11 protein-coding genes and 1 riboswitch are annotated in these 12,628 nt (G+C 68.8%); of the genes, 5 read left to right on the top strand and 6 right to left on the bottom strand.

The genetic code is table 11. From position 1 onward, the window contains the following. Positions 1–67: 67 nt before the first annotated feature. Positions 68–988: a LysR family transcriptional regulator gene (locus tag AC07Y4_RS12240; RefSeq protein ID WP_369630862.1), complete on the bottom strand. Its 921-nt coding sequence runs from the start codon at positions 986–988 to the stop codon at positions 68–70. Between the two features lie 101 nt (positions 989–1,089). Between AC07Y4_RS12240 and AC07Y4_RS12245 the strand changes: the two genes are divergently transcribed. Next, the gene (locus AC07Y4_RS12245) at positions 1,090–1,527 is read left to right on the top strand and encodes a PACE efflux transporter (protein ID WP_062473998.1); all 438 of its coding nucleotides are present in this window, start codon (positions 1,090–1,092) and stop codon (positions 1,525–1,527) included. A gap of 21 nt (positions 1,528–1,548) precedes the next feature. On the opposite strand, the gene AC07Y4_RS12250 is transcribed toward AC07Y4_RS12245, so the two are convergent. Both AC07Y4_RS12250 and AC07Y4_RS12255 read right to left on the bottom strand, forming a co-directional pair. Next, positions 1,549–2,460 carry a lipase secretion chaperone gene (locus AC07Y4_RS12250; protein ID WP_487848891.1) on the bottom strand — a complete coding sequence of 304 codons (912 nt, stop codon included), beginning with the start codon at positions 2,458–2,460 and terminating at the stop codon, positions 1,549–1,551. An 11-nt stretch (positions 2,461–2,471) separates the two neighbouring features. Beyond that, on the bottom strand, positions 2,472–3,527 hold the full coding sequence (locus AC07Y4_RS12255; RefSeq protein ID WP_253252528.1) for an esterase/lipase family protein: 1,056 nt from the start codon (positions 3,525–3,527) through the stop codon (positions 2,472–2,474). A gap of 132 nt (positions 3,528–3,659) precedes the next feature. Continuing rightward, positions 3,660–3,735, top strand: a riboswitch (S-adenosyl-L-homocysteine riboswitch). 22 nt (positions 3,736–3,757) lie between these two features. On the opposite strand from AC07Y4_RS12255, the gene metH reads away from it, so the two are divergent. The 4 genes from metH (at position 3,758) to AC07Y4_RS12275 (ending at position 9,788) form a co-directional block, all read left to right on the top strand. Further along, positions 3,758–6,520, top strand: coding sequence for a methionine synthase (gene metH / locus AC07Y4_RS12260; protein ID WP_487848890.1), 2,763 nt, complete (start codon positions 3,758–3,760; stop codon positions 6,518–6,520). Positions 6,521–6,620: 100 nt separating this feature from the next. Then, on the top strand, positions 6,621–8,378 hold the full coding sequence (locus tag AC07Y4_RS12265) for an ArnT family glycosyltransferase (protein ID WP_487848889.1): 1,758 nt from the start codon (positions 6,621–6,623) through the stop codon (positions 8,376–8,378). After that, complete coding sequence (locus AC07Y4_RS12270; RefSeq protein WP_062473993.1) at positions 8,375–9,364, top strand: glycosyltransferase family 2 protein; 990 nt, start codon at positions 8,375–8,377, stop codon at positions 9,362–9,364. The genes AC07Y4_RS12265 and AC07Y4_RS12270 overlap by 4 nt, the downstream gene beginning before the upstream one ends. Positions 9,365–9,374: 10 nt before the next feature. Beyond that, positions 9,375–9,788 carry a GtrA family protein gene (locus AC07Y4_RS12275; RefSeq protein ID WP_159273447.1) on the top strand — a complete coding sequence of 138 codons (414 nt, stop codon included), beginning with the start codon at positions 9,375–9,377 and terminating at the stop codon, positions 9,786–9,788. Between the two features lie 28 nt (positions 9,789–9,816). On the opposite strand, the gene AC07Y4_RS12280 is transcribed toward AC07Y4_RS12275, so the two are convergent. Genes AC07Y4_RS12280 through AC07Y4_RS12290 form a run of 3 tightly spaced genes read right to left on the bottom strand, consistent with a single transcriptional unit; the run spans position 9,817 to position 12,538 of the window. Further along, positions 9,817–11,016, bottom strand: a complete 1,200-nt coding sequence (locus AC07Y4_RS12280) for an amidohydrolase family protein (protein ID WP_487848888.1) — start codon at positions 11,014–11,016, stop codon at positions 9,817–9,819. Beyond that, a complete protein-coding gene (locus AC07Y4_RS12285; protein WP_487848887.1) occupies positions 10,971–11,738 on the bottom strand; it encodes a TetR/AcrR family transcriptional regulator in 768 nt (255 codons plus the stop codon). The genes AC07Y4_RS12280 and AC07Y4_RS12285 overlap by 46 nt, the downstream gene beginning before the upstream one ends. Positions 11,739–11,764: 26 nt before the next feature. Next, positions 11,765–12,538: a ferredoxin--NADP reductase gene (locus AC07Y4_RS12290; protein WP_062473986.1), complete on the bottom strand. Its 774-nt coding sequence runs from the start codon at positions 12,536–12,538 to the stop codon at positions 11,765–11,767. Positions 12,539–12,628: the final 90 nt, after the last annotated feature.

Consider the following 12,628-nt stretch of genomic DNA (forward strand, 5'->3'; position numbering starts at 1 on the left):
CGGCGGGGGCGGTGGGCACGGCGGTGGAGGCGGGCACGGCCACGGCCACGGAAAGAATTGACCCGGCTCACACGGCCGGCGTTTCGATGCCGGCCGCCGCCTGCCGGTCGCGCGCGATCAGTGCCACGAAGCGCTGCGCGCCCAGGCCCAGCGGCCGTTCGCGCGACCACACCACGTCCACCCACAGGTCCAGCCCGTTGCTGAGGTTCTCGAACGGGATCTCGACCAGCGCGCCCGCCGCCACGTGCGGGCGCGCGAAGTTGCGCGGCAGCCAGCCCCAGCCCAGCCCGGCGGTGATCAGGCTCAGCGCGGCCAGCGCGTTGTCGGTGCGCCAGACATGCCGCGCGAACACGAAGCGCGGGTCGCTGGTGGCCAGGTCGCGCCCCGCGACCACGATCTGGCGCGTGTTCGTCAGGTGCTCCTCGCGCAGGCGCCCGCCGGCCGCGGCGCGCAGCACGGGGTGCTCGGGCGCCATCACGGCCACCATGGTGTCGCTGCCCACCTCCTGGAAGCCCTCGCGGCCGTCGAGGCTGGGGCGCTCGAACACCAGCGCCAGCTGCGCCCGGCCGCTGTGCAGCAGCGCCAGCGCATCGGCCTGCGGCGCGGCCAGCACCTCGACCTGCAGCAGCGGGTAGTCGTCGGCCAGCGCGGCCAGCGGTCCGCTCCAGGGCGCGGCCAGCAGCTCGGGCGCGATGGCCAGCGTGAGCCGGTCTTCCAGCCCCTGCGTGAGCGCCAGCGCCTGCACCTGCAACTGCCGCAGCTGGGCCGCGAGCAGCCGCGCCTGCGGTTCGAGCGAGCGCGCGGCGGACGTGGGCTGGGGCTCGCGGCCGCTGCGGTCGAACAGCGGCAGCGCCAGCTCGGCCTCGAGATTGGCGATGGCCATGCTGACGGCCGACGGCACTTTGCGCAGCGCCCGCGCGGCGGCCGAGAACGAGCCGTGGTCGATCACGGCCAGGAAGACCTCGACGTTGTCGCTGGAGAAAGCCATGGCGCCCGATCTATCAATAAAACTGAAATAAGTTAACTTTTTATATCAACAAAAAGCAAATAAAGTCCCTCCATCGCAGTCAAACACACAGAGAAACAGTCATGCAGGGCCTTCAGCGTCGGATCGTTTACATCTCCCTCTACGAGGGCATCGCCATCGTGGCGGCCAGCGCCGGCCTGGCCCTGATGTCGGACGCGGGGCTCGGCCACTCGGGCCTGCTGGCCGTGGGCGCCTCGGTGATCGCGGTGATCTGGAACCTGACCTTCAACGCCCTGTTCGAGCGCTGGGAGTCGCGCCAGGCGGTGCGCGGGCGCAGCCTGAAGCGCCGCATCGCCCACGCCATCGGCTTCGAGGGCGGCCTGATCGCCTTCCTGGTGCCGATGCTGGCCTGGGGCCTGGGCGTGTCGCTCTGGCAGGCGCTGGTGATGGACCTGGGCCTGGTGGTGTTCTTCCTGGTCTACACCTTCGTTTTCAACTGGGCCTTCGACCGCGTGTTCGGCCTGCCGGCCTCGGCCATGGGCGAAGCGCAGCCCGCGTAAGCCTGCGCTTACTTGGCCGATTCACTTCGCCGGCTTGGACGCGGCGGCCGAGCGCATCGCCAGGGCACCGCTCAGGCGCAGGCGCTCGTTCTCGGTGAAGAGCGTCTCGCGCAGCTGGGTCCGCTCGGCCTCGGGCGCGCTGGCGTAGCGGTCGAGCCGGGCGTTCCATTCCTGGGTTTCCTGGTCGAGCGTGGCCAGGCCGCGCGCCACCTCGTAGCCGTAGGCCTCGCTGCGCGCGGCAAAGCGCTCCTGGGGGCTGGCGCCGCGCGCCTGCAGCGCCTCGGTCTGGCGCATCACGTCCAGATGGGCCACCGCCTCCTTGCGCACCTCGCGCTGCGCCGGCGACAGCCAGGCCTGCTCGCTTTGCGCCAGCGCCGCGGCCCGTTGCTCGGGCGTGAGGTCGGGGTTGGACAGCAACTCCATCTTCTCGGCCATGAACCGGTCCTGCCGGATCTGGTCGCCGAACAGGCCTTCGATTTCCTCGGGCGCGAAGAACTGACGGCGCACCGCTTCGCGTGCCTCCAGGCTGCGCCGCAAAAAGGCCGGGTCGCCGGGCGCGGGCGGCTGCAAGGTGCGCAGGGCTTCCTGCATGTCGACGTAGCGCTCGAGCAGGCCCAGCGCGCGCACGCGCCAGTCCTCGCGCAGGCGCTGGGCGAGCAGGGCGGGCGCGCGGGCCATCAGCGTGGCCTTGCTGTCGGCCTGCGCTTCGGCGAGCACCTGGTCGAAGAGGGTGATGAGGTCGCTGGTGAGCAGGGCGTCGGGGGCCGCGGCAGCTTGCGGCACCGGCGGGGGCACGCCGGGCACCGCGACCGCCGCCGTGGCACGGGGCGCGGCGGCCTGCGGCGCATCGACCGCCCCGGGGCCGAGCGCCAGCCAGCCGGTCCCCGCGGCCACCAGCGCGACGGCGCCGATGGTCAAGGCCACACCGCGCATGCGCAGCGTCCTCAGAGCCCCGCGCTCTTGAGTCGCGCGGCCTGTTCCCTGAACAGCTCCGGCGGCTTCTTCTCGTAGTACGGGAACTGGCTGCCGTAGGTGTTGCCGAAGGCCTGGTTCACCTCGTCCAGGTGGTTCTGGCGGTAGTCGCCCAGGTGGGTGCCCAGGCGCGTGGTGCAGACCGCGAGCAGGCCGTCGTTGGCCTCGCCGAAGAAGAACAGGCTGCCCAGCGTCGACAGCGCCGTGTCGCTCGGGTCGAACAGGTTGAAGCTGGTCGACACGCCCGACCACGAGTAGTAGCGCACGCCGTTGGCCACGGCCGCACCGCTCTTCACGTCGCACGACGAGCCCGGCGCGGGGCGCCCCTGCGGGAACTTGGCGTCGAAGGCCGCGCCGCCCGCCGTGGTCAGCGAGGCCAGCGCGTTCAGCGGCACCTCGGGCAGCTGGCTCGGGTCCTTGCCCGAGAGAAAGCCGATCAGCCCCGTCAGCAGGCCGACGGCCTTCACCACCAGGGTCTGGCCGATGCCGCCTTCGGGCAGCTTGGCCAGCAGGTCGGCCACCTTCGAGCCGCCGTTGGCGCCGCCCACCGAGGTGACCGAGGCCACCATGTCGGGCGCCACCGCCGCCACGTAGCGCACCGTGGGCGAGCCCTGCGAATGGCCGATGAGGTTGAACTTGAGCGTGGGGTTCTGCTCCAGCGCGCGGATGGTCTTGAGCTCCTGCAGCAGCTGCTCGCCGCGGATCTCGGAGGTGTTGGTGCCCGACACCTGCGCCACGTACACCTTGGCGCCCGCCGCGGCCAGCCTGCCGGGGATGTCGTAGAAGTAGTCGACGCCCAGCAGGTTGTCGAAGCCCAGCAGGCCGTGGACCAGCACGATCGGGTACTTCGTCTTCGCTGTGTCGGAGGTGACGCGGGCCTCGACGCGGGTGGCACTGTCGCCGGCGGTGGCACGCGCCGGCGGCGCATGAACCGCGAGGGCCGCGGCGGCCAGGAGGCCGCAGCTCAAGGCCACGGCGCGCATCGGGGTGGCTGCATGCTGCAACCGGACATTCCACTTCCTGGCCATCGGCGAACTCCCTTACGTTTGGTTAAAAACACGAACGTTCGTTCAGAAACGGTGGGCGCATTCTGTTGACACGTGCAGGAATGAAAACTGGGGTTTTCCCAGGGCGCAATCGAATCGACCTAAAATGCGCGACTTCCCAAGGAGCGTTGCAGCGGTTCGCCACAGAGGCGAATCGTCAGGCTTGGGGCGACAACGACGCTCGCCTGTCCGACTCTTCCGCAGGTGAGGCCATGTCCCAGATTCCCGCATCCGTTTCCGCTCCCGTCGCTCCCCCTCCCATGAAGCTGTCCGGCCTCGAGCCGGTCGCCATCGGCGAAGGCTCGCTGTTCGTCAACATCGGCGAGCGCACCAACGTCACCGGCTCCAAGGCCTTCGCGCGCATGATCCTCAACGGCCAGTTCGAGGACGCCCTGGCCGTCGCGCGCCAGCAGGTGGAGAACGGCGCGCAGGTGATCGACATCAACATGGACGAGGCCATGCTCGACAGCAAGGCCGCCATGGTGCGTTTCCTGAACCTCATTGCCAGCGAGCCCGACATCGCGCGCGTGCCGGTGATGGTCGACAGCTCCAAGTGGGAGGTCATCGAGGCCGGCCTGCGCTGCATCCAGGGCAAGGGCATCGTCAACTCGATCTCCATGAAGGAGGGCGTGGACAAGTTCAAGCACGAGGCCAAGCTGGTCAAGCGCTACGGCGCCGCCGCCGTGGTCATGGCCTTCGATGAAAAAGGCCAGGCCGACACCTACGCACGCAAGATCGAGATCTGCGAGCGCGCCTACCGTGTGCTGGTCGACGAGGTGGGCTTTCCGCCCGAAGACATCATCTTCGACCCGAACATCTTCGCCATCGCCACCGGCATCGAGGAGCACGACAACTACGCGGTCGACTTCATCAATGCCGTGCGCTGGATCAAGCAGAACCTGCCGGGCGCCAAGGTGTCGGGCGGCGTGAGCAACGTGAGCTTCAGCTTCCGCGGCAACGACCCGATGCGCGAGGCCATCCACACCGTGTTCCTGTACCACGCGATCCAGGCGGGCATGGACATGGGCATCGTCAATGCCGGCATGGTCGGCGTGTACGACGACCTGGAGCCCACGCTGCGCGAGCGCGTGGAAGACGTGGTGCTCAACCGCCGCCCCGACGCCGGCGAGCGCCTGGTCGAAGTCGCCGAAACCGCCAAGAGCGGTGCCAAGGACGAAAGCAAGCGCCTCGAATGGCGCGGCACGCCGGAGCACCCGGTGCACGTCAACCAGCGCCTGTCGCACGCCATGGTGCACGGCATCACCGACTTCATCGTCGAAGACACCGAAGAGGCCTACCAGCAAATCCTGGCCAAGGGCGGCCGCCCGCTGCACGTGATCGAAGGCCCGCTCATGGACGGCATGAACATCGTGGGCGACCTGTTCGGCGCCGGCAAGATGTTCCTGCCGCAGGTGGTCAAGTCGGCACGCGTCATGAAGTCGGCCGTGGCCCACCTGCTGCCCTACATCGAAGCCGAAAAGCTGCGCGACGAGGCCGCCGGCCGCGACGTGCGCACCAAGGGCAAGATCATCATCGCCACGGTGAAGGGCGACGTGCACGACATCGGCAAGAACATCGTCACCGTCGTGCTCCAGTGCAACAACTTCGAAGTGGTGAACATGGGCGTGATGGTCCCGTGCCACGAAATCCTGGCCAAGGCCAAGGTCGAGGGCGCGGACATCGTGGGCCTGTCGGGCCTCATCACGCCCAGCCTCGAAGAAATGCAGTACGTGGCCGGCGAGATGCAGCGCGACGACCACTTCCGCATCAAGAAGATCCCGCTGCTCATCGGCGGCGCCACCACCAGCCGCGTGCACACGGCCGTGAAGATCGCGCCGCACTACGAAGGCCCCGTGGTCTACGTACCCGACGCCTCGCGCAGCGTGAGCGTGGCGCAGTCGCTGCTCTCGGACCAGGCCACCGCGTACATCGACGAGATCAACGCCGACTACGAGAAGGTGCGCACGCAGCACGCCAACAAGAAGCAGGTGCCGATGTGGCCCCTGGCCAAGGCGCGCGCCAACAAGACGCCGGTCGATTTCGCCAACTTCGTGCCCACCGTGCCCAAGTTCATCGGTCGTCGTGTGTTCAAGAACTTCGACCTCACCGAGCTGGCCAAGTACATCGACTGGGGCCCGTTCTTCCAGACCTGGGACCTGGCCGGCCCGTTCCCCGCCATCCTGAAGGACGAGATCGTCGGCACCGAGGCCGTGCGCGTGTACGCCGACGGCCAGCGCATGCTCAAGCGCCTCATCGAAGGGCGCTGGCTCAGCGCCAGCGGCGTGGTCGGCTTCTGGCCCGCCAACACCGTGAACGACGACGACATCGAGCTCTATACCGACGAGACGCGCAGCGAAGTCGCGCTCACCTGGTACGGCATGCGCCAGCAGACCGAGAAGCAGATGATCGACGGCGTGATGCGCCCCAGCCGCTGCCTGGCCGACTTCGTCGCCCCCAAGGACAGCGGCGTGAAGGACTACGTCGGCGTGTTCGCCGTCACGGCCGGCCTGGGCGTCGAGAAGAAAGAGAAGTTCTTCATCGACGACCTCGACGACTACTCGGCCATCATGCTCAAGGCCCTGGCCGACCGGCTGGCCGAGGCCTTTGCCGAGGCGATGCACCACCGCGTGCGCACCGACCTGTGGGGCTACGCGCCCCACGAGGGCCTGAGCAACGACGACATGATTGCCGAGAAGTACCGCGGCATCCGCCCCGCGCCCGGCTACCCGGCCTGCCCCGACCACAGCGTGAAGGGCCCGATGTTCGACCTTCTGAACTGCGCGGACATTGGCATGACCCTGACGGAGAGCCTCGCTATGATGCCCGCCGCCAGCGTGAGCGGCTTCTACCTCGGGCACCCCGATGCGACGTACTTCAACGTCGGCAAGATCGGGCACGACCAGTTGCAGGACCAGGCCGCGCGGCGCCACACGAGCGAAGCGGAGCTCGAGCGCCTGCTGGCGCCGAACCTTTGAACCTGCCGGCCGGTCGGCGCGACCGGAGTGACCGGCCACGGGAGTTGATATTCAGAAGCTGATCTTTGCCGCCGCGCACTACGCCCAGTTCGCGATCTTCGTGATTGCCTGCTGGGGTGCCGGCCGCGCGGTGCTCGCGCGCCTGCGCCCACCGTCGCGCCGCGACGCCTGGCTCGAGGCGGCCATGTCGGCAGCACTCGGTGTCGGCCTTTACATCTGTGCCTTCCAGGCGCTGGCCATCTTCGGGCTCTTCCGCCGCGAGGCCACGCTGGGGTTGATCGGCGCGGGCGTCGTGGCCGCCGCGTGGCAGTGGCGCGGCTGGCGCGCCGAGGTGCGCGCGTTGCGTGCGGCCGCACCCGCCACGCCGCCGTGGACCCGCTTCGAACGCATCGCCGCCATCGCACTGGCGCTGGTCGCGCTGCCCGCGCTGGTGGCGCCGCTCGCGCCGCCGGCCGCCTTCGACGAGCTGATGTACCACCTGCCGTATGCGCGCCTCGTGGCGCAGCAGGGCACGCTGGGCATCCACGACTGGCTGCGCTACCCCTGGTTCCCGTACAACTACAACCTGCTGTACGCCGCCGCGCTGCAGGTGGGCGACGACGTGCTGCCGCACTTCCTCAACGCCCTGGCGGGCGCGCTGTCGGTGCTGATGATCTTCCGCCTGGGCATCCTGCACGCCAACCGGCTCACCGCCTGCATCGGCGCGGCCATCTGGCTGGGCATGGGCGACTACGCCAACGCGCTGATCGACATGGGCGTGGCGCTGTTCGTGCTGTCGGCCTTCGTGGCGCTGTGGTGGTGGCGCGAATCCGAACCGCTGCGCGACGGCACGCGCTGGCTCTGCCTGGCGGCGTTCTGCCTCGGCGTGGCGGCGGGCTCCAAGTACCAGGCGCTGATCTTCCTGCCGCTGGTGGCGCTGTTCGTGGTGCGCCACGAGCGCCGCGTGTGGCGGGCCTGGGCGCCGGCGCTGCTGTGCTTCCTGATCCCGTGCATCTACTGGTACGCGCGCAACGCGATCATGACGGGCGACCCCTTCAACCCGATCGGCGCGCGCGTGTTCGGCTTCACCGAATGGGTGCCGGCCGACTACGTGCAGCAGGTGGCCGACGTGCGCGACCACGCCGAGATGCCCAACGCGCTGATCTGGTCGGTGTTCCTCGCGCCCTTCAGCGTGTGGTGGAAGCGCTCCGCCGCCGTGCGCGCGGCGGGCTGGTTCTGCCTGTACTCGGTGGCCGTGTGGGTCGTGACCTCGCGCTACCCGCGCTACCTCATGGCCTCGTTCCCGCTGCTCGCGATGACGGCGGCCGTGGGCTGGCAGGTGCTGTTCGGCTGGATCGCGGCGGGCGTGCGCCGCCTGCGCGCAGCGCCCGCTGCGGTCGCTCCCGACGGCCCGCGGAGCGGCGCCGGCGTCGGCGACTGGGTCGTGGTGCTGCTGCTGGCCGTGCTGGCCGCCGTGTCGGTGGGCCAGACGGCCACCAAGGTGTCGATGATCTCGCTCACGCCCGAGGCGCGCGAGGCCTTCCTGCGCAAGCACGTGCCGGGCTACGGCGTGATGGACTATGTGCGCCGCAACGTGACCGGCCGCGTCTACCAGATCGCGCTGAACGAGGCGATCTACTACGGCCCCAACCCGATCTGGGGCGACACGCTGGGGCGCTGGCGCTACCGCGACTACCTGCTGATGTCGCCCGGCGACACGGCGCGCAAGCTGGCGGCCGAGGGCTTCACCACCGTCGTCATGTCGCCCGAGATGGTGAAAGTGCTCAGCGTGCGGCCCGGCTTCGACCAGTACTATGGCCTGCTGCACGACCAAGACGGCAGCCGCGCCTACCGACTCCTTCCGACGACCGCTCCATGACGACCGACCACCGACCCGCCCCCGTGTCCGCCATGCCGCGCATTGCCGCCGTCATTCCCTGCTTCAACGAGGCCCTGGCCATCACCCAGGTGATCGAGGGCTTCCGCGCGGCCCTGCCGGGCGCCGAGATCCACGTCTTCGACAACAACTCCACCGACGACACGGCCGCCGTGGCCCGCGCGGCCGGCGCGATCGTCACGCACGTGGCCGCGCGCGGCAAGGGTAACGTGGTGCGGCGCATGTTCGCCGACGTCGAGGCCGACATCTACGTGATGGTCGACGGCGACGCCACCTACGACACCACCGCCGCGCCGCGCCTCATCGCGCGGCTGGTCGAGGGCAATCTCGACATGGTGGTCGGCAGCCGCGTGGACGACGGCCAGGACGCGCTCACCTACCGCGCCGGCCACCGCTTCGGCAACTGGCTGCTCACGGGCACCGTGGCGCAGCTCTTCGGCGGCGGCCTCACCGACATGCTCTCGGGCTACCGCGTGTTCTCGCGCCGCTACGCCAAGTCGTTCCCGGCCCTGTCGCAGGGCTTCGAGATCGAGACCGAGCTGACCGTGCACGCGCTCGAGCTGCGCATGCCCTACGCCGAGGAAGCCACCGCCTACAGCACGCGCCCCGAAGGCTCGCACAGCAAGCTCTCGACCTACCGCGACGGCTGGCGCATCCTGAAGACCATCGGCAAGCTGTTCGTGAGCGAGCGGCCGCTGCAGTTCTTCTCGATCGTCGCGGCCGTGCTCGCGATCGCTGCGCTTGCGCTGGCCCTGCCGCTGTTCATGACCTACGCCCACACCGGCCTGGTGCCGCGGCTGCCCACGGCGGTGCTCGCCACTGGCGCGATGCTGGCGGCGCTGCTGTCCTTCGTCTGCGGCGTGGTGATGCACACCGTCACGCTCGGCCGGCAGGAGGCCAAGCGGCTGCGCTACCTGGCGCAGCCCTGCGTGCGCGAGAGCTTGCGCAAGAGCCTGCGCGCGCACTGACGGCGGCGCGATGAAGATCGGGCGCGAGTTCCTCTCGTTCGCCGTGGCCGGCGTGATCGGCTTCGTGGTGGACGTGACGGTGCTCTACCTGCTGGCGCCGCTCTTGGGGTGGTACGGCGCGCGCGTCGTGTCGTTCCTGGCCGCCGCCACCACCACCTGGCTCTACAACCGCCGCTACACCTTCGCGGCAAGCGCGGCCGGCGCCGCCACGGGGCGTTCGGTCTGGCGCGAATACCTGGGCTACCTCACGACCATGCTGGCGGGCGCCGTGCTGAACTACGGCACCTACGTGCTCACGCTGCACTGGGTGGAAGGCCGCTGGGCCGCCGCGCTCGGCGTGGCGCTGGGCAGCATCGCGGGCATGGGCGCGAACTTTCTGTCGGCGCGCTACCTGGTCTTCCGCTCGCACCGCAGCGGCGGCTGAGGCCGCCGCCGGGCGCGTTCAAGCGCGCTCAGTGCCCGCCCGACACCACCACCGGGATCTCGGTGGCCGGCGGCGTGTTGCGGCTGCGGCCACAGCGCACGAGGCCGTCGATCATCACCATGCCCACGCCCGGGATGTCGCCCAGCTGCACGCTTTCGAGCAGGCCCGGCGCGGGCGAATGCTGGGCGCGGTCCATGAACACGAAGTCGGCCGCGCGGCCCACCTCGATCAGGCCGCAGTTGAGCTTGCGGATCTTCGCCGTGTTGCCGGTCGCGAAGCAGAACACCAGCTCGGCCGGGATGTTCGCGATCGACGACAGCATCGCCACCATGCGCAGGATGCCCAGCGGCTGCACGCCCGAGCCCGCGGGCCCGTCGGTGCCCAGGATCACGCGGTGCGGGCACTTCAGTTCGAGCGCGGCCTTGGCCGCCGCGATGGCGACCTTCTCGTTGCCGTTGTGCACGATCTCGATGGCGCGCGTGCTCTTCTCGCACAGCTCGCACACGTGCGCCTCAGGCAGCGAGGTGTGGCCGCCGTTGATGTGGCCGATGATGTCGGCGTCGGCCTCGAGCACCACGTCCTTGTCGATCAGGCCCGAGCCGGGGATCGACGGGCCGCCCGTGTGGATCGTGCTCTGGATGCCGTACTTGCGCGCCCAGGCCACCATCTCCTTGGCCTCGTAGCCGGCCTTCACCGAGCCCAGGCCCACTTCGCCCAGCAGGCCCACGCCGGCTTCGGCGAGTTCCTTGAAGTCGCTCTCGACCATGCCCTTTTCGATGACCGGCGCGCCGGCCAGCACCTTCACGCCGCCGGGGCGGAAGTTGTCGAAGGCGCGCTGCGCGGTGATGGCCAGCGCCTTCAGGCCGACGATGTCTTTCGGGCGGCCGGGCAGGTGCACCTCGCCGGCCGAGATCATGGTGGTCACGCCGCCGTGCATCGTGGAGTCGATCCAGCCGATCTGGCCCTGGCGCGGCGTCCAGTCGCCGAACACCGGGTGCACGTGGCTGTCGATGAGGCCGGGTGCGACGCAGGTCTTCTTCGCGTCGATGACGGTGACGGCGCCTTCGAGGTCGCAGTCTTTCTCCTTGCCGACCGCCACGATCAGGCCGTCGTTCACCACCAGGGTGTCGGCGTCGAGGATGGGCTTGTCGATGTCGCCCGAGAGCAGCAGCCCGATGTTCTTTATGACGACCTTGCCCGACTTTGCGCCGGCTGCGATTTCTGCCATTTCGTGGTGTCCTCGTCGTGGGGTGGGGAGTGGTTGTCTTGTTCCTGGATGTCGTCCGCGCGCACGGTGCGCAGCAGGGTCTCGATGACGAAATCTTCCCAGTGCGCGACGGCTTCCGGCGACTCCAGCGGCTCGCCGAGGAAGGCCGTGAGCGTGTGCCGGTTCGAGGTGTAGAAATAGCCGGTGGACGCGATCAGCAGGTAGATGTCGCGCGCCACGAGGTCGGTGCGGAAGAGGCCCTGGGCCGCGCCGCTGGCAAGGATTTCCGAAATGATGGCCACCGCCCGCGACGAGTACTCGCGCGCCCGCAGCGACTTCGAGATGTGCCGGCCCTTGTGCAGGTTCTCGGTGTTCAGCAGGGTGACGAACTCGGGGTTCTTGCGGTAGTAGCCGAGCACGAAGCGGATGACTTCGGTGAGCGCTTCCACGGGCCGCGAGGCGTCGAGCGCAATGGCGGCCTCGGCGTCGTCCATGCGCTGGTAGATGCCTTCGAGCACCGCGATGAACAGGCCCTCTTTGCTGCCGAAGTAGTAGTAGATCATCCGGTCGTACGACTTGGCGGCCTTGGAGATCTTCTCCACGCTGCCGCCGTCGTAGCCGTACTTGGCGAACACCTTGGTCGCTGCCTTGAGGATGCTGTCGCGCGTGGCCTGGGCCGCGGCCTCGCGCACGCCGGTGCGGCGCTGGGGCTTGGGCTTGCTGACGGAGCGGGAGTCGGCCATCGTGCGCGCAGCGCCTCTTCTATTGCTTACTTCTCGGCGAAAGCGCGTTCGACCACGAAGTCGCCCGGCGTCGAGGTGTTGCCTTCCTTGAAGCCGCGCTTTTCCAGGATGTGCTTCAGGTCGACCAGCAGGCCGGGGCTGCCGCACAGCATCACGCGGTCTTCCTCGACGTTCAGCGGGGGCAGGCCCAGGTCGTCGGTGAGCTTGTTGCTCTCGATCAGGTCGGTGACGCGGCCCTGGTTGCGGAACTCCTCGCGCGTGACCGTGGGGTAGTACAGCAGCTGCTTGGCGATCATCTCGCCCAGGATCTCGTGCTTGGGCAGGTGGTCGGTCACGAGGTCGTGGTACGCCAGCTCGTCGACCTGGCGCACGCCGTGCACCAGGATGACCTGCTCGAACTTCTCGTACGTGTCGGGGTCACGGATGATGCTCATGAACGGCGCCAGGCCGGTGCCCGTGCCGAACAGGTACAGGCGCTTGGCCGGCAGCGTGTAGTCGATGAGCAGCGTGCCGGTGGGCTTGCGGCCCACGATCACGGTGTCGCCCACCTGGATGTGCTGCAGCTTCGAGGTGAGCGGGCCGTCTTCCACCTTGATGCTCAGGAACTCCAGGTGCTCCTCGTAGTTCGGGCTCACGATGCTGTAGGCGCGCAGCAGGGGCTTGTTGTTGACCTTCAGGCCGATCATCGTGAAATGACCGTTCGAGAAGCGAAGCGCCGGGTCGCGCGTGGTGGTGAAGGTGAACAGGCGGTCGGTCCAGTGGTGGACGCTCAGGACGCGTTCTTCGCTGAATGCACTCATACAGAACTCAAGTGTTGGTTGAAGACAGAAAAGGGTGGCTGAGCCGAAATGCACGCCTTTGGGGCGTCCGCCATCGGCCGGCTAGCAACC

Source organism: Variovorax sp. GW460-12-1-14-LB1, from assembly GCF_059423605.1.

What these genes read in the sequence shown, in the direction of transcription:
- AC07Y4_RS12240 (WP_369630862.1), bottom strand. Translation starts at nt 988, where the DNA reads ATGGCTTTCTCCAGCGACAACGTCGAGGTCTTCCTGGCCGTGATCGAC.
- AC07Y4_RS12245 (WP_062473998.1), top strand. Translation starts at nt 1,090, where the DNA reads ATGCAGGGCCTTCAGCGTCGGATCGTTTACATCTCCCTCTACGAGGGC.
- AC07Y4_RS12250 (WP_487848891.1), bottom strand. Translation starts at nt 2,460, where the DNA reads ATGCGCGGTGTGGCCTTGACCATCGGCGCCGTCGCGCTGGTGGCCGCG.
- AC07Y4_RS12255 (WP_253252528.1), bottom strand. Translation starts at nt 3,527, where the DNA reads ATGGCCAGGAAGTGGAATGTCCGGTTGCAGCATGCAGCCACCCCGATG.
- metH (WP_487848890.1), top strand. Translation starts at nt 3,758, where the DNA reads ATGTCCCAGATTCCCGCATCCGTTTCCGCTCCCGTCGCTCCCCCTCCC.
- AC07Y4_RS12270 (WP_062473993.1), top strand. Translation starts at nt 8,375, where the DNA reads ATGACGACCGACCACCGACCCGCCCCCGTGTCCGCCATGCCGCGCATT.
- AC07Y4_RS12275 (WP_159273447.1), top strand. Translation starts at nt 9,375, where the DNA reads ATGAAGATCGGGCGCGAGTTCCTCTCGTTCGCCGTGGCCGGCGTGATC.
- AC07Y4_RS12280 (WP_487848888.1), bottom strand. Translation starts at nt 11,016, where the DNA reads ATGGCAGAAATCGCAGCCGGCGCAAAGTCGGGCAAGGTCGTCATAAAG.
- AC07Y4_RS12285 (WP_487848887.1), bottom strand. Translation starts at nt 11,738, where the DNA reads ATGGCCGACTCCCGCTCCGTCAGCAAGCCCAAGCCCCAGCGCCGCACC.
- AC07Y4_RS12290 (WP_062473986.1), bottom strand. Translation starts at nt 12,538, where the DNA reads ATGAGTGCATTCAGCGAAGAACGCGTCCTGAGCGTCCACCACTGGACC.